The sequence below is a fragment of the Streptomyces sp. MMS24-W38 genome, from assembly GCF_059889265.1.
On record NZ_JCBCPP010000001.1, the window covers coordinates 6455978 to 6480397 of the forward strand.

At 70.5% G+C, this 24420-nt stretch carries 23 protein-coding genes and 3 pseudogenes; 11 read left to right on the plus strand and 15 right to left on the minus strand.

The annotated features are described in order from the left end of the window. Window position 1 precedes the first annotated feature (1 nt). Both AC6F7H_RS28270 and AC6F7H_RS28275 read left to right on the plus strand, forming a co-directional pair. Window positions 2-559, plus strand: a complete 558-nt coding sequence (locus AC6F7H_RS28270) for a GNAT family N-acetyltransferase (protein WP_500759958.1) — start codon at window positions 2-4, stop codon at window positions 557-559. 842 nt (window positions 560-1401) lie between these two features. Beyond that, window positions 1402-1721 (plus strand): annotated as a pseudogene (locus tag AC6F7H_RS28275) (glycoside hydrolase family 6 protein); the annotation flags it as partial. An 81-nt stretch (window positions 1722-1802) separates the two neighbouring features. On the opposite strand, the gene AC6F7H_RS28280 reads toward AC6F7H_RS28275, so the two are convergent. The 4 genes from AC6F7H_RS28280 to AC6F7H_RS28295 all read right to left on the minus strand — a co-directional run bounded on the left by AC6F7H_RS28280 (window position 1803) and on the right by AC6F7H_RS28295 (window position 6185). Further along, window positions 1803-2645 (minus strand): carbohydrate ABC transporter permease, encoded by an 843-nt coding sequence (locus AC6F7H_RS28280; RefSeq protein WP_500759960.1) that lies wholly within the window; start codon window positions 2643-2645, stop codon window positions 1803-1805. A 7-nt stretch (window positions 2646-2652) separates the two neighbouring features. After that, the gene (locus tag AC6F7H_RS28285; protein WP_500759962.1) at window positions 2653-3645 is read right to left on the minus strand and encodes a carbohydrate ABC transporter permease; all 993 of its coding nucleotides are present in this window, start codon (window positions 3643-3645) and stop codon (window positions 2653-2655) included. Between the two features lie 80 nt (window positions 3646-3725). After that, window positions 3726-5069 (minus strand): ABC transporter substrate-binding protein, encoded by a 1344-nt coding sequence (locus tag AC6F7H_RS28290; protein ID WP_500759963.1) that lies wholly within the window; start codon window positions 5067-5069, stop codon window positions 3726-3728. Window positions 5070-5165: 96 nt separating this feature from the next. Beyond that, a complete protein-coding gene (locus AC6F7H_RS28295; RefSeq protein ID WP_500759964.1) occupies window positions 5166-6185 on the minus strand; it encodes a LacI family DNA-binding transcriptional regulator in 1020 nt (339 codons plus the stop codon). 207 nt (window positions 6186-6392) lie between these two features. Between AC6F7H_RS28295 and AC6F7H_RS28300 the strand changes: the two genes are divergently transcribed. From AC6F7H_RS28300 to AC6F7H_RS28310, 3 genes and pseudogenes are all read left to right on the plus strand, one after another. Beyond that, window positions 6393-7766 (plus strand): glycoside hydrolase family protein, encoded by a 1374-nt coding sequence (locus AC6F7H_RS28300; RefSeq protein ID WP_500759965.1) that lies wholly within the window; start codon window positions 6393-6395, stop codon window positions 7764-7766. A 30-nt stretch (window positions 7767-7796) separates the two neighbouring features. Next, window positions 7797-8162: pseudogene (locus AC6F7H_RS28305) on the plus strand (lysoplasmalogenase family protein); the annotation flags it as partial. Window positions 8163-8855: 693 nt separating this feature from the next. Next, a complete protein-coding gene (locus tag AC6F7H_RS28310; RefSeq protein ID WP_500759966.1) occupies window positions 8856-9566 on the plus strand; it encodes an SDR family oxidoreductase in 711 nt (236 codons plus the stop codon). A 31-nt stretch (window positions 9567-9597) separates the two neighbouring features. Here AC6F7H_RS28310 and AC6F7H_RS28315 read toward each other — a convergent pair whose 3' ends face one another. From AC6F7H_RS28315 to AC6F7H_RS28350, 8 genes are all read right to left on the minus strand, one after another. Next, complete coding sequence (locus AC6F7H_RS28315) at window positions 9598-10278, minus strand: TetR/AcrR family transcriptional regulator (RefSeq protein ID WP_500759967.1); 681 nt, start codon at window positions 10276-10278, stop codon at window positions 9598-9600. Window positions 10279-10541: 263 nt separating this feature from the next. Further along, window positions 10542-12155 (minus strand): bifunctional 3-(3-hydroxy-phenyl)propionate/3-hydroxycinnamic acid hydroxylase MhpA, encoded by a 1614-nt coding sequence (gene mhpA / locus AC6F7H_RS28320; RefSeq protein ID WP_500759968.1) that lies wholly within the window; start codon window positions 12153-12155, stop codon window positions 10542-10544. Then, window positions 12152-12922 (minus strand): HpcH/HpaI aldolase family protein, encoded by a 771-nt coding sequence (locus tag AC6F7H_RS28325; protein ID WP_500759969.1) that lies wholly within the window; start codon window positions 12920-12922, stop codon window positions 12152-12154. Before AC6F7H_RS28325 ends, mhpA begins: the two co-directional genes overlap by 4 nt. After that, on the minus strand, window positions 12919-13383 hold the full coding sequence (locus AC6F7H_RS28330) for a nuclear transport factor 2 family protein (protein WP_500759970.1): 465 nt from the start codon (window positions 13381-13383) through the stop codon (window positions 12919-12921). The genes AC6F7H_RS28325 and AC6F7H_RS28330 overlap by 4 nt, the downstream gene beginning before the upstream one ends. 2 nt (window positions 13384-13385) lie before the next feature. Then, window positions 13386-14201 carry a 2-keto-4-pentenoate hydratase gene (locus tag AC6F7H_RS28335; protein ID WP_500759971.1) on the minus strand — a complete coding sequence of 272 codons (816 nt, stop codon included), beginning with the start codon at window positions 14199-14201 and terminating at the stop codon, window positions 13386-13388. Next, entirely contained in the window at window positions 14194-15078 is an 885-nt protein-coding gene (locus AC6F7H_RS28340; RefSeq protein ID WP_500759972.1) for an alpha/beta fold hydrolase, read from the minus strand. Before AC6F7H_RS28340 ends, AC6F7H_RS28335 begins: the two co-directional genes overlap by 8 nt. Further along, window positions 15075-16010, minus strand: a complete 936-nt coding sequence (locus AC6F7H_RS28345; protein WP_500759974.1) for a 3-carboxyethylcatechol 2,3-dioxygenase — start codon at window positions 16008-16010, stop codon at window positions 15075-15077. Before AC6F7H_RS28345 ends, AC6F7H_RS28340 begins: the two co-directional genes overlap by 4 nt. 35 nt (window positions 16011-16045) lie before the next feature. Next, window positions 16046-17407 carry an MFS transporter gene (locus AC6F7H_RS28350; protein ID WP_500759975.1) on the minus strand — a complete coding sequence of 454 codons (1362 nt, stop codon included), beginning with the start codon at window positions 17405-17407 and terminating at the stop codon, window positions 16046-16048. 208 nt (window positions 17408-17615) lie between these two features. Between AC6F7H_RS28350 and AC6F7H_RS28355 the strand changes: the two genes are divergently transcribed. Continuing rightward, window positions 17616-18254 carry a TetR/AcrR family transcriptional regulator gene (locus tag AC6F7H_RS28355; protein ID WP_500759976.1) on the plus strand — a complete coding sequence of 213 codons (639 nt, stop codon included), beginning with the start codon at window positions 17616-17618 and terminating at the stop codon, window positions 18252-18254. A gap of 191 nt (window positions 18255-18445) precedes the next feature. On the opposite strand, the gene AC6F7H_RS28360 is transcribed toward AC6F7H_RS28355, so the two are convergent. From AC6F7H_RS28360 to AC6F7H_RS28370, 3 genes are all read right to left on the minus strand, one after another. Continuing rightward, window positions 18446-19021, minus strand: a complete 576-nt coding sequence (locus AC6F7H_RS28360; RefSeq protein WP_500759978.1) for a transposase — start codon at window positions 19019-19021, stop codon at window positions 18446-18448. Beyond that, the gene (locus AC6F7H_RS28365; protein WP_500759980.1) at window positions 18934-19656 is read right to left on the minus strand and encodes an IS110 family transposase; all 723 of its coding nucleotides are present in this window, start codon (window positions 19654-19656) and stop codon (window positions 18934-18936) included. The genes AC6F7H_RS28360 and AC6F7H_RS28365 overlap by 88 nt, the downstream gene beginning before the upstream one ends. Window positions 19657-19855: 199 nt before the next feature. Continuing rightward, window positions 19856-20980 (minus strand): ISAs1 family transposase, encoded by a 1125-nt coding sequence (locus tag AC6F7H_RS28370; RefSeq protein ID WP_500754596.1) that lies wholly within the window; start codon window positions 20978-20980, stop codon window positions 19856-19858. Window positions 20981-21114: 134 nt separating this feature from the next. Here AC6F7H_RS28370 and AC6F7H_RS28375 point away from each other — a divergent pair. The 5 genes and pseudogenes from AC6F7H_RS28375 to AC6F7H_RS28395 all read left to right on the plus strand — a co-directional run. Continuing rightward, window positions 21115-22341, plus strand: a pseudogene (locus tag AC6F7H_RS28375) (IS1380 family transposase); the annotation flags it as partial. Between the two features lie 301 nt (window positions 22342-22642). Continuing rightward, window positions 22643-22990 carry an SH3 domain-containing protein gene (locus tag AC6F7H_RS28380; protein WP_500754624.1) on the plus strand — a complete coding sequence of 116 codons (348 nt, stop codon included), beginning with the start codon at window positions 22643-22645 and terminating at the stop codon, window positions 22988-22990. 57 nt (window positions 22991-23047) lie between these two features. Then, on the plus strand, window positions 23048-23509 hold the full coding sequence (locus AC6F7H_RS28385) for a hypothetical protein (RefSeq protein ID WP_500754622.1): 462 nt from the start codon (window positions 23048-23050) through the stop codon (window positions 23507-23509). After that, a complete protein-coding gene (locus AC6F7H_RS28390; protein ID WP_500754621.1) occupies window positions 23506-23955 on the plus strand; it encodes a hypothetical protein in 450 nt (149 codons plus the stop codon). The genes AC6F7H_RS28385 and AC6F7H_RS28390 overlap by 4 nt, the downstream gene beginning before the upstream one ends. Before the next feature lie 13 nt (window positions 23956-23968). Then, window positions 23969-24382, plus strand: a complete 414-nt coding sequence (locus AC6F7H_RS28395; protein ID WP_500754619.1) for a hypothetical protein — start codon at window positions 23969-23971, stop codon at window positions 24380-24382. Window positions 24383-24420 lie beyond the last annotated feature (38 nt).

A 24420-nucleotide genomic window follows, 5' to 3' on the forward strand; every position in this document is an offset into this window, starting at 1 on the left:
CGTGACCACTGCTGACAACACTGCTTACCGGTACCGCACCGCCGTCCCCGAGGATGCCGAGGCCATCGGAGCCCTGGACGGCTCCTTCACCACCGGCACGGTCTTCCAGGTGACCGTCGCCGACGACGGGTTCGCCCTGCGGGAGATCGCGGTGGACCCGCCCCTGACCAAGGTGTTTCCCGAGGACGAGCACGACGGGGACGACGGGGGCGACGCGGACTCCCTTACCTTCGTCGCCCACGCGGCCGCCAGCGACCTGGCCGGGTTCGTCGCCGTCTCGTACTCCGGGTGGAACCGCCGGCTGACCGTCGAGGACATCGAAATCGCCCCAGAGCACCGGGGGCGGGGGGTCGGCCGTGCGCTGATGGGGCTCGCGGTGGAGTTCGCCCGTGAGCGGGGCGCCGGGCACCTCTGGCTGGAGGTCACCAACATCAATGCGCCCGCGATCCATGCGTACCGGCGGATGGGCTTCGCCTTCTGCGGGCTGGACACCACCCTCTACGACGGCACCCCCTCCGAGGGCGAGCAGGCGCTCTACATGAGCATGACCTGCCCCTGAGCGGACAGCAGGCGGCACACGGACGGAGCGCCCCCATCGCCCGGCGCGACCGTGACGATCAGCAGCCAGGCCGGGTCTCCGTCCGCGGTCCTCTCGTACCACTCCACGCGCGCGTCGAGCAGCCAGCCGGGTGGCGTACCACCTCTGGAAGTGTTCGGAGCGCCACACCACGAGTGGGACGGCCCGCTCGCCGCCGGTGCGGCGCGAACCGCGGCCCACCGGGCACCGCCCGGCCCGAGCTGTATCACATCCCCACTTGATGTTGGAGACCAGACCGGGAAGCCGGTTCATCGTCCGGGGGCTCCAGAACAGAACGACGTCCGAGCGGGGCATCGCCTCCTCCTCCCAGGTGACTTGGTCCGCGTACGGCGGGTGGACCCGCCCGCGGCGGGCTCCGGCAGGAAGACCGCCAGCCGCGTAGGGGGCGCTAGGGATCACCGCGGCCACCTCACGACTCAGGTGGGCGGGAGTCAGCACGTCGTCGGCAAAGCCCGCCACCCGCAGGGGCGTGGTGATCCGTGCGTACGCGGCCAGCCGGTCGGGGGCGGGCGGGCGCGGGCGGTGCGCGGCGGCGGAGGTACCGCTGAGCACGGCGATCTCGAACAGGTCCAGCCATTCCGCGGCCGCGTCCTCGTCCGCCAGGGCCCTGGGGGAGAGGTTCTGCACCATCCGTACGAACGCCTCGTACTCCAGCGGCAGTCGCCGCCCGTCTCGGTGTACGAGGCCTCGGCGCGGGCCAGCGCGTCGCCGACCGGATCGGGCCGTCCCCGCGTCGCGGCCGGCACCACGCCGCTCGCCAGGTGCGGATCGGTGAGGAGTAGTTCCTGTACCGCCAGGGCCCCGGTGGCCGTTACGACCGCCGCATCCACATCGGCAACTGGTGCAACCAGTCGGGAGCCGGACTCGGCGAGTGGCCCCAGGCGTCCCCGGAGCCCGGGATCGACGCCTACGTGTGGATGAAGCCCCGGGCGAGTCCGACGGGTTGGACGAAGCCCTACCGAATGACGAGGGCAAGGGCTTCGACCGGATGTGCGCCCCCACGCGCACCGGTAACCCGCGGAACAACATGTCGGAAGCGCTGCCCGACGCCCCGATCGCCGGACACTGGTTCTCCGCCCGGTTCCAGGAGCTGATGAAGAACGCCCACCCGCCGCTGCCGTAGAACCCGGGTGGGCCGACGCGGCCCCGTGCGGGACGGCGACGAGGAGTTCCGAGCCCTCACCGCCGCCCCGTACGAGTGCGGTCAGCCCTTGACGGCGGAACTGGCGACCCCTTGGACGAACCAGCGCTGGAAGAAGGCGAAGACGGCGAGAACCGGCAGGACGAGCAGGACACCGAAGGCCAGGATCTGCCCCCAGTCAGGGGGCTGCTGCCCCTGGAAGACGCTCATCTCCAGGGGGAGGGGACGCACCGACGGGTCGGACACCATCAGCACCGGCCACAGGAAGGAGCCCCACTGGATGAGGAAAGTGAGGATCGCGACCGAGGCGAACACCGGTCTGGACATCGGCACGATGATCGCGAAGAAGGTGCGCCAGGGCCCCGCGCCGTCCAGCCGGGCCGCCTCCTCGATGCTCGGTGGGATCTTCCGGAAGAACGTGTGGAACTGGTAGACGGCGAAGGCGTTGGCGACGAACGGCAGCGCCTGAATGTACAGGGTGTTGCGCTGGCCGTTGAACATGTAGAACAGCGGCACCGCCACCGACTCGAACGGGATCAGCATCAGCAGCAGGACGAGGGTGAACACCGCGTTCTGCCCGCGCCACTTCAGCCGGGTGAGCCCGTACGCGGCCATCGAGTTGACGATCAGTCCGCCCGTCACCACCACGAACGACAGCAGCACGGACACGCCCATGAACTGCCAGAAGTAGCCGGTGCTGTCGGAGCTGAGGCTGTCGAGGACGGCGGCGTAGTTGTCGAAGGAAAGGTGGGTGGGCAGGAAGCCGGACAGGCCGTTCAAGACCTCGTCGGACGGCTTGAGGCTGCCGAGGAAGAGGTAGAGCGCGGGCAGGGCGAAGACGAACGCCAGGACGCTCAGGACGGTGTAGTCGAGGACGCGGCGTACGGGCGTACGGGTCATGGCCATGGGGCAGTCAGTCCTCGTGGTCGGGCCGGACGACGCGGCGCTGGACGATCGTCAGGGCGACGACGATCAGGAAGAACACCACCGTGACGGCCGAGGCCTGGCCGATGTCGTTCTGGTCGAAGGCCGTGGTGACGGCCTGGTACATCACGGTCCGGGTGGCGTCCTCGTCCAGGCCTCCGCCGCGGATGAGGATGTACACCTGGTCGAAGACCCGGAAGGACAGCACCGAGGTCAGCATCGCGACGAAGACGAGGGTGCCGCGGATGCCGGGCAGGGTGACGTGCCGGAACTGCTGCCAGCGCGAGGCCCGGTCCAGTTGGGAGGCCTCGTAGAGCTCGCCCGGGATCTGCTGGAGGCCGGCCAGCAGGATGACCATCTGGAAGCCGACGCCCTGCCATATCGACAGCACGATGATCGAGCCCATCGCGGTGAGGCTGTCACCGAGCCAGTCGAAGGCGCCCCAGTTGCCGAACGTCACCGCGTCGAGCAAGGAGTTGAGCATGCCCTGCTCGCTGCGGGCGAGGATCAGCCGCCAGATCACGGCGACCAGCGCCATCGGGAAGACCACCGGCATGAAGAAGAAGGACCGGAACAGGCCGATGGCCTTCAGCTTGCGGTTGAGCAGGATCGCCAGCGCCAGCGCGAGGCCGGTCTGGAGCGGTACGACGACGGCGGCGAAGGTCAGGTTGTTCAACAGCGCCCGCAGGAACGGGCCGGACAGGTCGGGGTCGGTGAACAGCCGCCGGTAGTGCTCCACGCCGAAGAAGGCGGGTTCCAGCGGGGAGCCGAGGCGGACGTTGTAGAAGGAGAGCACCACGGCGTAGCCGAACGGGATGCCGACGAAGGCGATCAGCCCGCCGACGGCCGGGGCGGACATCAACAGCCCGTGCAGCCGGTCACGGTTGCCGCGCGAGGGACGCGAGGGCTTCGCGGAGGGCGCGGACGAGACGGCCTGCGCCCGGCCAGGGGCCGCGGCGTGCGCGGGTTCCACGGTTTTCACGGGAGGGTTCCTCTTCCCGGCGGGGACGGGTGCGGTCGGTACGTCGCCGACGGCCCGCCCCGGCCGATGCGTCCTGCGGGTTACGGGATCTCGTAGCCGGCGTTGTCGGTGAAGTCCCGGTCGATGGCCCGGGCGGCCTTGCGCAGGGCTTCCTCCGGGTCGGCGCCGCCGTAGATCGAGTTCAGGGCGGTGTTGAACTTGGCGGTGACCGTGGGGTATCCGGCGGTCACCGGCCGGGTGGCGGCGACGCAGGAGGCGCCGATGTCGCTGTCGCCGCAGGGCCGGGCGAGCTGGTCGGCGAGGAGCTGGAGCGGGCCGCCCTCCTGGTACAGCTCGCTCTTGGCGAGCGCGGTCCTGGTGGCGGGTACCGCGCCGTTGGCCTTCGTCATCGCGCCGACGTTGGCGTCGTTCAGCAGGTAGTCCAGGAAGATGCCGGCGGCCTTGCCGTTCTTGCTGCCGGCGCCGATGCCCCAGGCCCACGAGCCCTGCCCGGTCTTGGGGCCGTTGCCGAAGTCGGGCAGCGGCAGCACGACGAGGTCGTCGCCGAGGGCCTCGCTGTAGGCGGGGTACATCCAGTGGCCGACCCAGCTCAGCGCCACCTTGCCCTTGGCGAAGGCGTTGCCGTCGGTGTTGGGGTCGACGTACGTCTTCCAGGACTGGAAGGTCTTCATCGCGGCGACGGCCTTCGGGCTGTCGAGGGAGCCCTCCGCCTTGCCGTCCTTCAGCAGGGCTGCGCCGGACGACCAGAGGATCGGGGAGAAGCCGAAGGTGCCCCACTCCGTGGCCAGGCCGTACTGCTCCGATATGTCGAGGACCTTGCCGTCGGAGTCCTCGGCCTTCAGCGCCTCGAGCGCCTTGCCGAACTCCTCGGCCGTCCAGGCGTCGTCCACCCGCGTCGGGTACTTCACGCCGGCCGCGTCCAGCAGCTTCTTGTTGGCGTACATGCCGAGCCCGGCGTCGAACATGCCCAGGCCGTAGTGCTTGCCGTCGATCTCGCCCTGGGCCTTGACGGCGTCGGTGGCGTTGTCGAGGGTCTTGGCGGAGACATGGTCGTCGACCGGGGCGAGCTTGCCGTTGTAGACGAAGTTCGCCATCGTCGGGCCGTCGAACTCCAGCACGTCCGGCAGTTCGGCGGGGTCGGTGGCGGTGATGGTCTTCGTGTAGTCGTTCTCGGGGATCAGCTTCAGCTCGGCCTTGACGTCGCTCTGCGAGGAGTTGAAGGTCTTCACGGCGTTCTGCAGCGCGGCCGTCTCGCTCGCCTGGCCCTGGTGGGCCCAGACGCTGACGGTGCCCTTGCCGCTGCCCCCCTCGGCGGAGGTGTCGCCGGCGCCGCCCCCGCCGCCACAGGCGGCCAGCGCGGCCAGCGGCAGCAGGGCGAGGGCGGTCAGGCCCGTACGACGGTGTCTTCTGGGTCCGTTGTTCATGGTGGTGCCTCCGAGCGGTGTGCGATGGGTGTGGGGGCGGTGGGGCCGGGGGCGGGAACGGCCCTCCGGAAGCGGGCGGTTGACGAGGCGGTTGGGCTACCGCTGCCGGCGGCTGTGCGGCGGAGCGGTGGTCTCGCGGAGGACGAAGCGGAGGGGCATCTCGACGGGGTCTGCCGGCCCGGCGTCCGGGTCGTCCAGCCGCGCCAGCAGCAGCCGGGCCGCCTCCCGGCCCTGGGCCGCGACCGGCTGGGCCACGGTGGTCAGCCCGACCACCTCGGACAGCTCGTGATCGTCGAAGCCGACGACGGACACGTCCTCCGGAACCCTCAGCCGGTGCCGGCGCAGGGCGCGCAGGGCGCCCATCGCCATCTCGTCGGACTGGGCGAACACGGCGGTCGGCGGGTGGCGCAGCGCCAGCAGCTCGGTCATGGCCCGCTCGCCGCCCTCGACCGTGTAACCGCCGTCCGCCTCCAGGGCGGGGTCGGGCTCGATCCCGGCGTCGGCCAGCACGTCCAGGTAGCCCTGCCGGCGGTCGAGGGGCGTGGTCCAGTGCAGCGGCTCGCTGGCCCCGGAGATCATGCCGACCCGGCGGTGGCCGAGGTTCACCAGGTGCCGTACGGCGCTCTCCGCCCCGCCCCGGTCGTCGATGCCGACCACCGTGAAGCCGGGCCGGGCGCCGCCGACCGTGGTCGCCAGCGGCACGTCCAGGGAGCGCAGGGCGGAGGCCTCCTCCGGGTCCGGGATCAGCAGGGACAGCACGGCGTCGACCCGCTTGCGGATCGGCAGCTTGGTGAAGAAGCGCTTGCGTACCTCCGGTGAGCCGAGGTTGTACAGCAGGACGTCGTAGCCGGCGGCGCTGAAGACCTTCTCGGCCGCGTCCAGCACGGTGCCGAAGAACCAGCGGCCGACGTACGGGACGACGACGCCGATGGTGTGGGTGTGCCCGCTGGCCAGGCTGGACGCCGAGCGCGAGGCGGTGTAGCCCAGTTCGGCGGCGGCCGCGACGATCCGGGCTCGCATCTCCTCCGACACTCCGGGACGGCCGCGCAGGGCGCGGGACACGGTGGACGCCGAGACACCGGTGGCCTCGGCGACATCGGTGATGCTGACCGTCACGGGACGCTCCTTGAACGGGTGCACACCGCGTGGCCGGGGTCCGGCAGCACGTCGGCGTGAGGGGGAGTGACGAGACCGTAAACCCGTCCACCCAGTTGCGCAAGCGTTTGCGTTCAGTTTTACTTCGGCTGACTCTCAGAGGAACTCCCACCAGCCAGAGAACAGCGCACACGTTTGAGTGCGACTGTCGGCAGACAGGACCTGTCCATGCGATACGCGCCGCCCGGCCTCTGCGTGAACGACTTCGACCTCCTGCGCCACGCGGACGGCACCTACACCGTGCTTCACCTGCAGGGCCCGTGGACAGCCGAGTTCGACCACCTGCGCATGGAGACCTCCTACGGCCGGGCCACCTCCGCCGACCTGGTCCACTGGGAGCCGCAAGGCACCGCCTTCGGCAACGGCCTGCCGGGCCGCTTCGACCAGCAGGCGGTGTGGACCATGCACGCCTTCCCGCACGGCATCGGCATGGCGATGCTCTACACCGCTGTCTCCGGCCTCACCCCGGACGGCTGGCCGCTGCAGTCGGTCGGCCTGGCGTACTCCGAGCGCACCGACGGCACCGGCTGGCGCCGCCATGGCACGGGGCCGGTCGCCGAGGCCGACCCGCGCTGGTACCGCACGGGCGAACGCATGGGCTGGCGCGACCCCTTCGTCGTGCGCGACGACGAGTCCGACGGCTGGGTCATGGTCCTCTGTGCCGCCGACGCCTCGTTGCCCGTCGACGTCAGCGGCTGCGTGGCCTGGGCGACCTCCGACGACCTGGAGCACTGGACCGTCCACCCGCCGCTCGTCGCCCCCGGCGACGTCGACGAGTTGGAGTGCCCCGTCCTCGAACGCCTCGACGACGGCAGCTGGCTACTGCTCGGCTCCATCGGCGCCACTCGGGGCTTCGAGGCGTGGACCGCGCCCCGCCTCCGCGGCCCGTGGGCCCGTCACGGCCCGCTCGGGCCGACGGGCGCGTACGCCCCGCGTGTCGTCGCAGCCCCCGACGGCTCCCGCGTCGTGCTGCACACCACCCCGCGCCGCGTCGGCCTCACCGACACCGGCGACCCATGCCGCGGCATGCTCGCCCAGCCCAAGTCCCTGGTCGTGTCCGCGGATTCGGGGCCCCGCCTGGAATGGTGGCCGGGCCTGGAGACCTGGCTCGGCGAGGAGACGTACGACGCCCCCCTGCACGCGGTCGGCCACGTCGACGTCGGCGGCCGCATCGAGGTCGTTCTGCGTGCCGAAGATCCGGACAATGACCGTGCCGCCCTCGCCGTGGCCTGCGACGGCAAGCACCTCCGGGTCACCGGGTCCGGCGGAAGGGTGCTGGCGCAGACCGTTCTGTCGAGTCTCCCCGGCGCGTTGCGCATCCTCACGGTCGGCGAGTACGTCGAGGTCTACGCCGACGACGCCTTCGCGCTGACCGCTCTGTGCTATTCCGGTCGGGCTGTCCCCTGGACGGCGGTCACCGGCAACGGTGCCAGTCCGGTCCCTGTCCGCCCGATCCGCCTGCCCGACCCGTGCCGGGACGACGCCTCGGCCGTGTGGCCCGGTCCGACGGCAACGATCGCGGCCGCCGTCGGCCTACGGTGAAACCGGGGGGCGGAGGGTGCGGGATGCCTCGTTGCCTGGGCTGCGGTGAACGCGGCGCTGCTACCACGTGTGGGTCTCCTGGCCCGGGCGGTGGCTCCCTGCAGCGCCGCACTGGTGACCATGGCGGCCACCGCCTGCGTCACGGGGCCGAGGGCGGCGCAGGGCGGGGTGCTGTTCCTGGGCTCCGACCTGCTGGTCGGGCTCGGCGCGGCCGGGGCGGAGTTCGCCGGCCGTCAGGTCCTGGTGACGGCCACCTACGTGGTCGCTCAGTTCCTCCTCGTCGACGCGTGCGCTCGCGCCCCTGCGGCGCAGGGGACGGCGCGCCCCACCAGGCGGAGTCATCGAACGTCTGACGGGTCGTTGAGAAAGTCAGCATCGAGTCAGTGTGAGTCCTGAAACACCAGGAGACAGCTGACCGCACGTGCGAATCGTTGTAATCTCCAGAAGGTGCCTTTGACCTGCAAGAAGCAGGCAGAGAGCAGAAAAACCGGGAGCATCTTCATGTTTCGTACAGTATTCAAGTCCAAGATCTAGCGTTTGGGTGTTTTCGCAGGTCAGGGCCTTGATTGCCGCGTCCGGGTCAGCAAACGGTCAGCATTGGGCGCGGAAGCGTCCTGGCTTGCTGACCCGGTGGCTGCCGTGGCGGAGGCTTGGGCGCGGATGTCTGGCTTCCGTTCGCAAGGGGCGCTACGTGGTTCGTCAGCTCGCCCGCGGTATGGGGTCGTTCTGCGCGAACTGCGGCTGTGCCGGGCCAACCCGGTGCCCGCACCCGTGCACGCATCGGAAGGGGAGTGGGCTGGGCGAGGAAAGACGCGAACCTCGACGAGCGCCAGCCTCGGGCTGTTGGCGCTGAATCCCAGCGGCTCGGACCCCGCTCAATCGGTCAGCCCCCGGCCGTTGACGTCCGACGTGAGGCCGGTTACGTTCGACTAGAATAATAATTCTAGAGGGGTTGCTCCATTGAGGACAGCCCCCTGCGACCGCCGAGATCGCGCCCGAGCAGGACGCCGACGGTTACCGCAGCCGTACAGAAGCGGGCCGCGCGGGCAGTATGACCGGATCCGGCCCCGTGCCCAGGAGTAGTGCAGCATGACCGAAGCATCCCCCACCGCCCTCGTGATCGCCGGCAGCAGCGGCATTGGCGCCGCCTCAGCACGCGAACTGGCAGCGCGCGGCCACCGGGTGGCGGTGCTGGCGCGCGGCGAAGGGGCGGTTGAGCTGGCCGGGGAGCTCGGCGGCCTCGCTATCCGCGGCGACTACACCGAAGTCGGGGTCATCGAGGCGGCCGTCGAGCAGGTGGTCTCCGTCTGGGGCCGACTGGACGTGCTGATCAACAGCGCGGGCCACGGCCCCAAAGGCAAGCTTGAGGAGCTTACCGACCAGGATCTGGCCGCCGGATTCGACCTGTACTTCTACAACGTGGTGCGGGCCTGCCGCGCCGCCCTGGCACCGATGCGCGCACAGGGCGGAGGCAGCATCGTCAACATCTCCTCGGCCAGCCCCACCGAGCCCTCGCCTCGCTTCCCCACCTCGATGGTGGCCCGGGCGGCGATGACGACCTGGTCGAAGCTGTGGGCGGACGAAGTCGCCGCGGACGGCATCCGAATCAACAACGTGCTCCCGGGGTACACCGTCGCCGACCCGGAGGCCGTTCCGGCCGAATGGACCTCCGCGATCCCGCTGGGCAGGGCCGCCGCCTACCAGGAGGTCGCCCGGATGGTGGCCTTCGTGGCCTGTGACGCCACGTACACCACCGGGCAGAACCTGCGCGTCGACGGCGGACTCACCCGCGGCGTTTGACTTCTCCGCCCCGCCGGGCAGTTCGAGAGTCCTACCGCTCCTCTGCCGCCCGGCGGGCGAAGGTGTCCACCAGGCCCTCCAGCGCCTGCGCGGCCAGATCGGCGTACTCGCCGAAGTCCAGGTCCAGGTGCACCTCGGAGTTCGCGTGGACGTAGAAGCCGTCGGTGAACGCCAGGCTCAGCACCGCGAGCTTGGTGGGCATGTCGGGGAAGCGCTCGGTGATTTCGTCGGGGACGGACTCGGTGATCCGCTGGACGTTCACCTTGAACATCTCCATCCGCATCCGCAGGTACGCCGCACGGACCTCACTGTCCTCACCCAGACCGCCGAGCTGCTTGCTCAACGCCCAGACATTCGCGGCCTTGAGCAGGGCTTCCTCCTTCGTGTAGTGCTCCGGATCGGCACCGGACAGGCCGGTGATGCCACGTGACAGTTTGCGGCGCAGCCCCTCGGGGCCGGAGTGGATCTCCATCCACACCTCGTAGCAGTGCTCGAGCAGGGCGACGAAGAGCTGCTCCTTGTTCTTGAAGTGCCAGTAGACCGAGCCGATGGGCAGGCCGGATTCCGTGCTGACGGCCGCCATGGTCGTGCCCTGGTAGCCGTGTTCCACCGCCAGGTCCAGCGCCGCCTGCAGGATCTGCTCCCGGCTCCGGTCCGAACGCGCCTGCCGCGTGCCCTTCGTGCCGCCGCCCTGCCGTGTGCCCTGCTTCATGCCGCCACCCTGTCGCCCGCCTGCCGTCCGTGCCCCACGTCGTCAACACGCCCATTCTAGAACCCGGCTACTAATGAAGGTGGGAATACAGGGCAGCTGTTCCGGCAGTCATGCGCCACGAGCCCGCCCACGGCCGCGTCGACGGTGGCAGGACGGCGCGCGGGAGCCGTCGCGAGGTGGACCGGAGGGTCGCGACCCTCGTGACCACTTCGGCGTCGGACTCGACGCGCACCGTCCCGCCGGGGTCGAAGCCCCGCACTCCGTCAGGCGGCGCAGGCGGCCTCGAGGACCCGGGCAACGACATCATCGAGCTCCAGGGCCAGGCATTCGGCGGCGATCACGTGATCGGGGCGGACGACGACCGCGCCGACCGGCCGCGCGTCGAACCAGGCCTGCAGGCCCGACTCGCCGCCGAGGTCGCCGACGACGGTGACGCCGGCGGCGGCCTGCTTGCGCGCCCACGGTAGCTGTGCCTTCGGCACCACCTGCACGAGGCGGGCGCCGAACCGGTCCAGCGCGGCGCGTCTCGGGGCCGACAGGAACGCCGTCGGGTCGTTGTTCCAGGTGAGGATCCGCCAGCCCTGACCGGTCGCGTCGTCGAGCAGCATCTCGACGCCGTCGGCATCGGTGGCCGTCGGCTGGGGGAAGATCGTCCCCGCCAGTCGGGGCACGTCGCGGTCGGGCAGCGACTTGGACGTCGGCAGCGGGGTGTGCACCACCACGCCCCGGTCGAACTTCGGCTGGGGCTTGAACGCCTGCCGCTTCTGGGCCTCCCGCTCCTCGGGGGTGCGGCTGGCGGCGATCCGGTCGCGCTCGGCGGCCTTCTGCGGATCGTGGTCGGTCATCTCCTTCGCCATCTGGAGGGAGACGGCCACCATCTGCGTGACGTGGCCCAGCCGTTCGGTCTCGTACGTGTCCAGCAGACCGTCGGTCGAGAGACCCTTGACGACGGCTGCCAGCTTCCAGCCGAGGTTGAAGGCGTCGCGGATCCCCGAGTTCCAGCCCTGGCCGCCGACGACGGGCATGACATGGGCGGCGTCGCCGGCGAGGAAGATCCGCCCGTGGCGGAACCGTCCCGCGATACGGGCGTGGTGCCGGTAGACGCGGCGGCGGATGATGTCCAGCTGGGACGGGTCCGGCACGTGCGGTGCCAGCAGGCCGAAGACGAACTCGTCGTCGTCGACGTCGGCCTCGCTCTCGTCCTCGAAGAGCGTGAACTCCCAGCGCCGGATGCCGTGGGGCAGTGCGATGGAGGCGTAGCTGCGGGCCGGATCCCCGCCGAAGACGGCGTGGGGCGTGCCGATCGGGTCGTTGGCGACGTCGATCACGATGCCGTCGGTCGGCCGGGTCTCGCCCTCGAACGAGATGCCCAGGCGCTTGCGGGTGGGTGAGGACCCGCCCTCGGCGGCGACGACGTACAGCGCGCGCACCGTTTCGCCGTTCGCGAGGGTGGCGACCACGCCGTCGGCGCCCTCGGACAGGTCCACGACCTCGGCACCGAAGCGCACGGCGGCGTTGGGGAAGCGGTCGAGGCCGGCGAGCAGCACCCGATCGACCAGCGGCTGCACGAAGCCGTTGCGGCGCGGCCAGCCGAACTCGCGCGTCGTCGGGTTCACTTCGGAGAGGATCATCCGGTCGCCGTTGATCATGTAGATCTTCTGGTCCGGGATGGTGTGGGGGAGCACCTCGTCGACGAGGCCGGCGGTCTGCATCGCGCGAAGTGCCTCGTCGTCGATGCCCACGGCCCGCGGGTAGTCGATGAGTTCGTGCTCCCGTTCGACGACGAGGACGTCGACGCCCTGCTGCCCGAGCAGGTTGGCCAGGGTCAGGCCGACGGGACCCGCCCCGACGACGAGAACGTCGCAGGCCTTGGTCATACGTTGCTCCGTGCGGATCGTGCCGAGCCCAGCCCGGCGATGGTGTCGCCGAACGCGCGGTTCAGCAGGACGAGATCGATGCCGAGGCCCGTGTAGTCCACGAGGCCGTCGGCGAACAGGCCGGCCGTGTAATCCGGCCGGCCGGAGTAGATGCCGAGGGTGACGCCGTGCGCGCTCGTCACCTCCCGGAGGTACGCGATCGCCTCGCGCACGGGGCCGTCCTCCCAGTCGCCGCGGCCGGGCAGGCCGTAGGAGACGGCCAGGTCGGCCGGCCCGATGTAGACCGAGTCCAGGCCCGGAGTCGAGACGATCTCTTCGGCACGGTCGACTCCGGCCTTCGTCTCGATCTGGGCGATGGCGGACACCGCGCGGTTGCCCGCCTCGGTGTACGAGTCACCCGGGTACAGCGCCGGCCGGGACGGCCCCAGGCTGCGGTTCCCGGCCGGCGGGTACTTGGTCGCGGAGACCAGCGCCTCGGCCTCGGACCGGGACTCGACGGTGGGCGCGACGATGCCGCGGGCCCCGCTGTCGAGGAGCCGCAGGACCGGGGCGGGTTCCAGCGAGCCCACACGCGCGTACGCGTACGCGTTCCCCCGCGGGATCGAGCGCAGGATCCCGCAGGCCGCCTCGAGCCCCAGTTCGCCGTGCTGGAGGTCGAGGATCACGCCGTCGTAGCCGGCGGCCGCCGCCCACTCCGGCATCGAGAACGAGGGGACCGTCTGGTGGTACAGGACGGGATTCCCGTCGCCGAGAGCTGCTCGCTTCACTGTGCCGGCCCCTCCCGTCCGGCCAGGCGCGCGGCGTGTGCCGCGGCCGCCCGGCCGCCGAAGACCGGCACGATCTCCCGGCGGGAGAACAGCCACCGGCCGTCGACCCTGCGGTACCGCTCGCGGAACTCGCCGACCGACGCGGGCAGTGTCTGCGGCTCGTTCGTGTCGCGGAAGGTCAGGTATTGCACCGTTCCCTCGACCTCCTCCCCGTCCCACACCAGGCGGATCCCGCCGATGAAGTGACGGCCGACGACGTCCGTCTGCAGGGCGCGCCTGGCGCCCCAGGCCTTCATGGCCTCGCGGTCCATGTCGCCCATCGGGCCGACCGAGACGCCGTCTTCGGTGTACAGCTCCCAGGTGCTGTCCGCCCGGTTGTGGTCGAGGCGGTAGAGCATCTCCGCGATGAGCTGCTCGATCTCGACGCGGGTGGTCGCGTCGACGGGACGGTAGTCACTCATGTTCAGCCTTTCGAATCCGCGGTCGCGACCACGCGACCCAGCCCGGTGATGGTGGCGACACACTCGACGTCGGCGGGCCACGGCTCGATGTAGCCGATGGACCCGGACAGCAGCACCTCGCCGGCGCGCAGCGGCTCGCCCGTACGGATCGCGGTCTCGGCCAGCCAGACCACCGCGTTGACCGGGTCCCCCAGCACGTTGCTGCCGACACCCCGGGTGATCTCGGTGCCGCCGCCGGTGATGACCATCTCCACCTCGGTCAGGTCGACCTCGCCGTACGGGTGCCGCTCCTCGCCGAGGACGACGCCGCTGCAGCCGGCGTTGTCCGCGATGGTGTCGACGATCTGCCCCACCGAACCGTCGTAGCGGAAGTCGACGACCTCGAACGCGGGGGTCACGTAGTCGATGGCGGCCTCGACGCTGTCGCGTCCCGCATCCAGAATGTCGCTCTTCAGCACGAACGCGACCTCGGCCTCGATGAGCAGGCGGTTGTACGCGGACAGCGGAAGGTGCGTTCCCGAGGCGTGCACCATGTCGTCGTGGATGATGCCGTAGTCGGGCTCGTCGATGCCCACGCGCTGCTGCACGAGGGGGTTGGTCAGGCCGACCTTGCGGCCCACCCGCTTCACGCCCAGCTCGCGCTCGCGGAGGGCGGCGAACTCGGCGGAGATCGCGTAGGCCGCGTCGAGATCGTGCTCGGGGAGCCGGGGGCTCACGTACGGCACGGTGTACACGCCGCGCTTCGCTTCGAACAGCTCGCGGGCGATCTGGGTGATGGTTTCCCTGGTGACGCTCACTCCGGTCCTTTCGTCAGGCATGCTTCTTCAGGAAGGCGACCGCCGCGGCGTTGAACTCCGCGGCTCCCTCCCACTGCGGCCAGTGCGCGGCACCGCGGACCAGCAGGTACTCGCCGTCCGGGATCAGTCCGCACAGGCGCTCGCCCTCGGCCTCGTCGCCGGTCGGCTCGTGGTCGGTCCACACCATCAGGGCCGGGACCGGGACCGCCGCGAAGTCGTCGTCCGTCACCCGGTTGCGCCAGCGCCGCTCCGGCTCCCGCAGGGCGGACACGTGCGCCATGCTGAACCCGTCGCGGGCGTAGATCGCCTGGCGGACGCGTACGAGCTCGTCGGTGATGTTCCGCGGATCGTGGATCACGACCTGCAGGCGCTTCTTCACGTTGTCGAAGGTCGGCTCGCTCACCGCCCGGGCGCTCACCGACTGGGTCTTGTCCAGCTGCGGCTCCCCGACCACCCGCCCGCCCGGTGCGGACAGAATCACCGTGCGCAGGCGGTCGGGGTGCTTCGGCGCGAACTTCAGCGCGAGCCAGCCGCCGAGCGACTCACCGGCGAGGTGCACGCGCTCCAGCGCCAGTGCGTCGAGCAGGGCGAGCAGGTGCTCCTCGTAGTCGCGGATCTCCAGCGGATGGTCGGACAGCGAGGTGTAGCCGTGGCCCGGGTAGTCGTAGCCGACCACCCGGAAACCGGCTTCCGCGAACGCGCGGACGTTCTGCGTCCACGCCTCGATGTGACCGCTGGTGCCGCTGGCGAGCACGACCGTCTGTGCGTCGGGGGCCGCTCCGGCGATGTCGAGCACCCGGGTGCGGTAGCCGCCCGCGTCCACGTACCGCAGCGTGTGCTCCAGGTCCGCGATCTCTTCCCACAGGGTCGCGAAGTGCGTCTTCTTTGCCTGGCTCATGCGGTCACCGCCGCCTGGACGGCGAAGCCGGCGCCCCACTTCTCGACCGCCCAGTAGCGGTCGACGGCGAAGCGGTAGGGGCCGGCGGTCGACAGCGCCGCATAGGCGGCGATCCAGCTGCGCATCTCGTGCGCGGCCGAGCCGCCCTCCGCCATGAACCAGCCGTTCTCCCAGCCGTCGACCGGCTCGAGGTCGCCGGAGCGGAACACGTCGAGGACGAGCGTGTCCCACTCCTCGTTCAGCGGGTCGCTGGGCGCCTTGCCGTCGGCTATCGCCTGGATGCCCTTGACGATCATCTGCTCACGCTCCCGCCGCTCCTCGGGCGAGGGCGCGTACGCGACCAGGCGCTCGTGCACGGTGCCGGGGGCACCGTCCCAGCGCGGGATCGGCGGGTTGTGGGAGATGCCGCCCGAGGCGAGGAACAGCACCTTCCTGTCCATGGCCTGGGCGGCCCGGCCGAACGCCTCGCCCATCAGGCGCACCCGCCGCATGGGGGAGAGCGGCAGGCCGATCGCGTTCACGAACACCGGCACGATCGGCTGGGTGAAGCCCTTCCCGAACACGAAGTCGAGCGGCTGGACCACGCCGTGGTCGACCTTCATCCGCTCGCTGCGGCCGATGTCGATGCCCTCACCCAGCACTGCCGCGTGGAAGGCCCGGGCGGCGCTGCCGTCGACGGGGAGCGGCCCTGCGGTGGTGCCGTAGTCACCGATGCCTTCGGCGACCGCACCGATCACCCACGGGGTGATCAGCGAGTAGAGCTGGCCGTTGAAGTGGTCGGGTCCGAACACCACGACCAGGTCGGGGTCGTACGCGGCGACGAACCCCCTGACCTCGTCGATGGCGGCATTGATCTCGGCGAACGTCTCCCCGCCCGGGTCGACGTTGCCGAAGGACGGCGCGTGGGAGAGCGCTGCGACGGCCAGCGGCATGGAGTGGTTCCTTTCTCGGAAGTGGTGGACGGCCGCTATGCGGACGTATCGGAGAGCGCAGGCTGAGGCTGGGCACTGGCTGCATCGGAGCGGCGCTGGCTCAGGTGCAGGGCCAGGATGCAGAGGCCGGCGACGAGCATGGGCAGCGCGAAGACGGTGAAGGCCGCCGCCATCCCCATGCCCGCGTCGAAGGCCGCGCCGCCGACGACCGGCGCCACGATGCCGCCGAACCGGCCGATGCCGATGACGACACCGAAACCGGTCGAGCGGGCCAGCGTCGGGTACAGCGTCGGGACGATCGCGTAGAAGGCGGCGGTGCCCGAGCAGACGAAGAACGAAGCCAGGAACAGGGTCCACCAAGCGGTCGGCATCCCCGGGCCGGCGATGCCGAACAGCGACAGGGTCGCGGTGGCCAGGACCAGGAAGACCGGAGCGAGGAGGCGAACGCCGATCCTGCCGCCGAGGAACCCGAAGAGCACGTTGCCGAGGATGCCGCCGATGCTGAAGGCGGCGACGAGCTGCGGGGCCAGAGCCGGGTTCTGATTGGCCGACGCCACGGCGCTGGGTGCCCAGTTCGTCATGAAGTAGAAACTGAGCATGTACGTGAAGTACCCGACGATCATCAGCAGCGTGTAGAAGCCTGTCCGGCCGGTGAACACGGTGCGCAGCGCGCCCTTCGCCCTGACGCCCGTCGAGTCGGGCTCGGGGAGCGCTTCGAGTGCGGGACGGTGCATCTTCGCCAGGAGCGCGTTGAGCCGCTGCAGGGAGTCCGTGCGACGGCCCTCGGAGAGCCAGGCGAGCGATTCGGGGAGGAAGGCGTACGTGGCGACCGCGGCGATCGCGCTCAGGACGAACCCGATCCACCAGCCGAACTGCCAGCCGCGCGTGTCGAGCATCGGGCCCACGATCATGGAGCCGAGCAGCCCGCCGATGTTGATCGCGGCGGCGTAGACGGCCATCACCAGCGCGTACACGCGCTTGCCCGTGTACTCGGTGAGGATGACGCCGACCACGGCCACCAGGCAGCCGACCCCGATGCCGGTGACGATGCGGCTCACGACGAGGGGCCAGGTCCCGGTTTCCGGCGTCGCGAACGGGCCGATGAACATGCCCACCGCGATCGTCACGGCGGCGATGATCCCCATCTTGCGTCTGCCGATGCGGTCGGCGAGCGGCGCGACGATGATAGAGCCCACGAGCATGCCGATCAGGGCGCCGGACATGACGAGTCCGAGCTCGGCCTTGGAGACCCCGAAGCCCTTCTCGATGTACGGGGCGGAGAACGACGTGAGCGAGACGTCGTAGCCGTCGAGCACGACCAAGGTGATCGCGATGACGATGGCGCGGATCTGCAGACCGCTCATCTTCTCTTGAGGGATGTGGTCGGTGATCCTCATGGAGGTCTCCCTGTTTCGGGACAGAGCGGACCCGTGCCATCGCAATGGCCCGCAAGGATGAGGTGGACCGCGCACCGAGTCGCGTTCCATCGACGAAACCTAGAAGCTACGTTCTAGAATCGTCATTACAATGACGAGCGCCTGCCGTCGGTGTCAAGAGCCGGCGTGCATTTGGTAGAACTGCAGTCCGAAGAGCGGTGAGGGGGCCGTGGTCACGAGACGGAAGACCCACCAGGCGTCCAAGACGTCGAAACGGGCGATACTCGAGGCCGTGCTCTCGCGTGCGGTCGAGGCCGGGTACGAGGGGACGACCATGGCCGATGCCGCCCGCGTGTCCGGCCTGCCGATCGGATCCGTCTACTGGCACTTCCAGAACAAGGAGCAGCTCTTCGTCGAGTTGCTCGACTACTGCTTCGAGGTCTGGCGGCAGGCGCACGCGTCCGTCGGCGACCTGCGCGAGCTGCTGCGGCGCAGTATCAGCGATTCGGCAGCGGCATCCGGAGGCCTCGCCGACCCGGCCGCCGCGTTCTGGAGCATCGGCCTCGTCTTCGCGTTCGAGCGGCGGCTGGAGGACAACCTCGCCCGGCAGCGGTACCTCGCCATCCGCAAGGAGATGTTCGAGTTCATCGCGTCCCGGCTGCGCGCCTCGTACCAGGGGGTGACGGACGAAGTGGCGGCAGAGTTGGCGCACGACATGACGGTCATGGGGCGAGCCCTCACCGACGGCTTCCGAGTGGCCGCGGCCGCCGGCGACGACACCGACTTCGCCCGGTACGCCAAGCTGGCGGCCGACGCGCTCGAGTCCCTGATCTCCGCTCGCCTGCAGGAGCACACGAAGAGAGCCTGACGCTTCGTGTCCAGCACGGCGGAGTGCCGGCCGAGCGTCTCCTCCCGGGCGCAGTTGACGGGGCGTCCCGCTGGGCGTCCGTCCCGGTTGAAGAGCGAGAGGCGGAGGCCCGTCCAGGCCCTGGCTGGGGGGCCTCTATGTCTTTCGTCAAGGCGCCCCGGTTCGCTTTGGGGTGGTTTGGCTTGCTGGGGTCATGCGGCGAGTTCGACGTCCTTGGGGACGCGGGGTTCGTAGAAGGTGCCGTCGCGGAGCATGGCGAACAGGACGCTGATGCGGTGGCAGGCCAGGCGGGCCTGGGTGTGGGTCTTGCCGCGGGCTCGCTGGCGGTCGTAGTAGCTGCGGGAGGCCGGGTCGGCGTTCATGCAGGCGAAGGCGGACAGGAACATGGCCCGCTTGAGCTGCCGGTTGCCGCCTCGGGGCGCGTGCTCGCCGTGGATCGAGGTCCCCGAGGATCTCGTGGCCGGGGCCAGGCCGGGTAGGAGGCGAGGTGGGCGGCGGTGGGAAAGCCGGTGCCGTCGCCGACGGTGACCAGCAGGACGGCGGCGGTCCTGAACACCGACGCCGGGCAGCGACGTCAGGACCGGGGAAAGTGGGTGCGCCTCCAGCAGGGCGTTGATCTGGGCCTCCAGGGCCCGGCGCTGGTCGTGGACGGCTCCCAGCGAGCGGGCCAGGGTGGGGATCACGATGTCGAGGGTGCCGGTGCCGGGCACGACGACGGTCTGCTCGCCGAGGGCGGCGAAGACGTCGGCGACCAGCCGTTCGGCCATGCGGGGGGCCTGGGCCGGATGGCCTCGACGAGTCTGTGGCGGCCGGCCTTGCGCAGCGCGGCCGGGGAGCCGTAACGCTCCAGCAGCCAGGTGACGGCCCGGTGGTCGGGGCGGGGGCTCAGGACGCGCTCCAGGCCGGGGTGGAACTGGGTGAGCAGGCCGCGGATCCGGTGGGAGGTGCGGGTGGCCTCGGCGGCCAGGTCCCGGTCGAAGCCGACGAGCACGGTCAGCTCGGCGGTGATCTCGTCGGTCGGCTCCAGCGAGCGCAGGGTGTGCGGCATGGTGCGGGCCGCGTCCGCGATCACGGCCGCGTCCTTGGCGTCGGTCTTGGCCTCGTCCGGGTACAGGTCGGCGATCCGGCGCATCGCCGGTCCGGGCAGGTAGGCGACCTGGCAGCCGGCGTCCCGGGCCACGGTCAGCGGCAGGGCGCCGATGGAGGCGGGCTGGTCCACGACCACCAGCACGGTGCCGAACTTCGCGGCCAGTTTGTCGAACACGGCCCGCAGTTTCGGCTCGCTGTTGGGCATGGCCATGTTAAAGACCTTCTGGCCGGCCGGGGTGAGTCCGTGCCCGTGGTGGGCGCTCTTGCCGACGTCCAGGCCGAGGAAGACGCCCACGTCTTCGGTGTCGAACACAGCGCCTTTCCAGGGGTGTTGACGGTGCCGGCCTCGGCTTTGGTGTCGTGCGCGCGCATCCACGTCATGCAGATCTGCCGCCCGCGAGCTGTCCGGCATTGCGCCGGACCGGGCGGCGGCCGGACCTCCGATCAGCGTCTGTGACGACGCCTCCCGGGCCCGGTGGCACCACCCCCCAGGGCTCCGGCAAAGTCGTCGGTCATGCGGTCAGAAGAAGGCTGACGGGGCGGTCGGTGTCGCGGGCGTGGTGTCGTAGGGCGGCGGCGATGTTCTGGTGGCCGTGGAGGCGGAGGAGGGTGATCGCGGTGTTGCGGATGCCTGCCATGACGCGGGGTGCGTTGCCGGTGCGGACCTGGGAGCGGTCCTCGTCGAAGGTGACGTCGCGGACCCAGTGCAGGCGGTTCTCGATCTCCCAGTGCGACTGCACCCATGTGGCCAGCAGCTCCGGGGGCGCGGTGCGGGCGTCCGCGCTGGTGATCAGGTAGACGATCTCGACCGTCCGTGTGCCCTTCCTGGTGACGGTGCGCCGCAGCTGGGCGACCTGCGCGGCCCCGGTGAAGTCGATCCAGGCGGGGACGGCGACGGCCTTGATCGTTCGGGTGGCGCGGCGCCCGTGTCCGCGGTCCGTTCTGGTGACAGCAGGTATCCGGGCCCAGGGCAGAGCCTTGAGCCGTGCGTACAACGACTTCTGATTGGCCTTCACGGTCAGGACGTAGTCGGCGCCGGCCTCGGTCACGAGTGCCGCGGTGGCGTGCTGGGTGTGCAGCGCGTCCATCGTGACCACCGCCCCGTCCAGGTCGAGGGCATCCAGCAGTTCTCTGGCCGCGGGGATCTCGTTGCTCTTCTCGCGCACGGCGACTTGGCCCAGTACCGCTCCCGAACCGTGCGCGAGCGCGGCGACCAGATGTGGGGCCGGGGCGTCACCGCCGCGTGCGCCCCGGACGGTCTTGCCGTCGATCGCGATGACCCGCCGGCCCGCGACCAGCGAGGCCCTCGTCGCCGCCCATGTCCCCAGGAGCGCGTCGAGGCGGTCCGCGTCCAGCCTCGCGAACAGGCGCCGCAGCGTCGACTCGTCCACCGAGCCTCGCACCAGGCCCAGCTGTTTCACGGCTACCGCTCCGGCGTCCCGGGCCCACTCCCCGATCGCCGTGAAACCCCGCGCTCCGGCCATCACCGCGCACACCGCGACCGCGATCAGAGCACTCACCGGGTGACGGACCCCGCGCCGGCGGCGCGGATCGGGCATCCGGCCGAGCAGGTCGACGAGGAGCTCGCGCTCCGGGACGGGCGTGCGAACAGGCACGCAGATGCGAGACGATGGCATGGCGCGGGCGTTGTTCCCTGGTCGGACGGAAGGCGTAGGAACCTCCATCCAACCGGACCGGAACACGCCCGCGCACCTCACCCACCCGCAAAACCACACGTCACAGGGCTACCAAACGACTTTGCCGGAGCCCTGGCACGGCCCCCGACGCGAAGGCGATGAGCATCGTGGGCGGCATGGCCGCCGGCGCCGACTCCATCGACGACCTGGATGTCCTGCGGCACGGAGGGCTGCGGAAGCTCTTCGCAGGGGTGCGGGCACCGTCCACGCTGGGCACCTTCCTGCGCGCCTTCACCTGGGGACACGTCCGGCAACTCCAGTCCGCGACACGCGCGTTCACCTGCAACCTGGCCGCCCACACCGGACTGGTGCCCACGACGGACGAGGTGGTGTTCGTCGACATCGACTCCAAGGTCAAGCAGGTCTACGGCCCGGCCAAGCAGGGCGCCTCGTTCGGCTACACCAAGGTCCGGGGGCTGCACTTCCAGATCGTCACGGTCAAGACGTCCACCTGCGCGCCGGTCATCGTCGCCACCAGGCTGCGCAGGGGCTCGGCCGGCTCCGGCAAGGGGGCGGCGAGTCTGCTGCGCGAGGCGCTGACCACGGTGCGGGCCATGGGGATCACCGCGCAGATCATCGTGCGCGCCGACTCGGCGTTCTTCTCCCACAAGGTCGTCGCCGCCTGCCGTCGGGCCGGCGCCCGCTTCTCGCTGGCCGTCGCGGTCACCAAGACGATCCGCACGGCGATCGAGACGATGCCCCCTGACACCTGGACACCGATCCGGTACACCGACGCGATCTGGGACGCCGAGGAGGAACGCTGGATCTCCGACGCCGAGATCGCCGAGATCCCGTTCACCGCGTTCACCAGCAAGAAGAAGCAGTTCCACACCACCGCCCGGCTGATCGTCCGCCGTGTGAAGCGGCTGAACCCGAAGACGGTGCCCGACGGACAAAGTGAGCTGTTCGCGGTCTGGCGCCATCATGTGGTCTTCACCGACAGCACCTTCGTCCTCACCGACGCCGAGCCCATGCATCGTGCTCACGCCGCGGTGGAACAGGTCTTCGCCGATCTGGAGGACTCCGCCCTGGCCCACCTGCCCTCGGGGAAGTTCACCGCGAACGCGGCCTGGCTCACCCTGGCCGCCACCGCCTACAACCTCACCCGCGCGGCCGGACACCTCGCTTCCGCCTTCCATGCACGGGCACGGACCGGCACGATCCGCCGTCATCTCATCGCCGTTCCGGCCCGCATCGCCCGCCCGGGACGACGAGTAGTGCTGCATCTGCCCCAACGCTGGCGGTGGGAAGACGACTTCACCGACCTGTGGACCGCCACCGGGCAGCGGATGCAGACCTGACCAACCGGACCCCCGCCCGTCCACGATCTGGAAGACCTTGGAGAACCCGCCACCGGAACGGCCATCCGGAAACCCGCCCTGCCCGGAACCGAAAATCCACCCCGAAACCAATCACACCGCGCGATCAAAGATCACGCGGTGGATCGAGGCTGAACTCAAGCTTGTGAAGCGGCCGGAAATATAGACGACGATCGCCGGTTAGCCAAACCGGCGAATCCATGGACTCTAGTAGCGGCCGACAGGGCGAACGCCCGGTCCGCCTCTCTGCATTCCCCTTTTCCCGTACGAAGGTTACTTCCGCATGCGCTCATCCCGAATAGCGCTGTCCGCCGCAGTGCTCGGCGCGCTCGCCCTGCCGCTCGTGTCCGCGACGGCGGCCACGGCAGCTCCGGCATCCGCGCCGAGCACGATGCCGACCACCCGGGCATGCGACCGGCCCGACCCCTGGGACATCGGCACACAGGCCGTCGACATCCGCTCCAAGGCATCGGTCAAGTCCACCCGGCTCGGCATTCTCCACCGCGACCACCGCTTCACCGTCCACAAGACCAGCGGGAACCGGCACCACATCACGGACACGACCACCGGCTCGAGGGGCTGGGGCTCCGGCCCCTACGTCTACCGCGACGTCCGCATGTGCCTTGGCTGACAGGGGTTCGAACTCCGCCTGCCTGTATCCCGTGTGCCTCCCAGGAAGGAAAGCCCTGTGTCCGACGATGCAGACGATGTCGTGGGCGTGCTCACCGAGCAGATCGAGCAACGCTTCGGCATGTACATCGGAACGCTGAAGGCCGCCGTCACAGCCGCCCCGGACGCTAACCGACAGGCCACCGACATCGTGCGCTGGCACGGCCTGCTCACCGAATCCCAGACCGTACTGGAGCGCGCGGAGGACGACCTCCTACGCGCTCTGGAAAAGCAGCCCAACGAGGTCGATGACCCCACCATGGACCTCGCCCACCGCGTCAACGCCGCCGTCTCCACCCGCGACGGGCGTGCCATGGTCGTGCGGTGGCTGCTCGACCCTGACGCACCGGGCAAACGGGGCCCCGCCGCAGACCGGCTGGCCCGCCTCGACCGCAGTCGGCGACCGGGCCCGGCCGTGCCCACCAGCGCACCGGCCCGGCCCGCGACGGCGACGGCCACCGGCCAAGGAGCCCTGCGATGAGCGTCCGAGACAAGCCCTGCACCCAGGACACCCGACTCCACGAGGTCTTCGGCGTCCCGGTCACCGACCTGTACGCGCAGGCCGCCGCCCCGGACGCCTCCGCGGCCGTCACCCGGGCCCTGGAACTGCGCAGCTTCCTCGCCCTGGCCGAGGAACAGGTCGCCCGGATCCGCGACCGCGTGCACGAGGCGATGGCGCCCGAGCGCGACATGGACGAGCTGTCCGCGGCCGAGCTGCGGATGGACACGCAGTGGCTGGAGGCAGCGCTGTCCGCCCGGGACGGCTACCGCGCCGCGCTGGACGACCTGCTGCACACCATGCCCCCGCTCCACGCGCAGGCCCGCCCCGCCCGATTCGCCCAGCAGACGGTCACCACCACCCTGCCCCCGGCCTCCGCCGCCCCGGCACCCGCGCATGTCGGGGCGGCCCGCAGCCGCCGACGATGAGAGCCTCTACCGATTGCCCCCTCCCACCGCCGCTGAGATCGCCGCACGGATCGAGGGCCTGTACGGCGCCGAACTGCCCGGCCTCGAAGCACACGCCCAGGACCAGGCCCCCGGCATGCTGGCCGCTCTCCTCGCCAGCCACCACACCCTGGCGTTCGCCGAACAGAGCATCGCCGCGCACCGAGAGCGGCTGCAGCACCTGACCCAACCCGAGCGGCAGATCGGCGCCCACGAGGTCTCCCACATCCTCGACTGCGCCCGCCGCCTCGCCGAAGCCGTGGCCGTCCGCGACACGCAAGCCGCAACCGCCGACGCGGTTCTGCGCAGCCTCGGTCGCGCGCCGGCACCGGAGTCGCCCACCACCTTGGCGGCAGCACCCGTTGCCGCTCCGCCCGTACCGGCCGCGAGCCCCGCCCCGAGCCGCTGACCCGCCAGCGCCCGGCCTTCCGCACCCCAGGAGTTCAC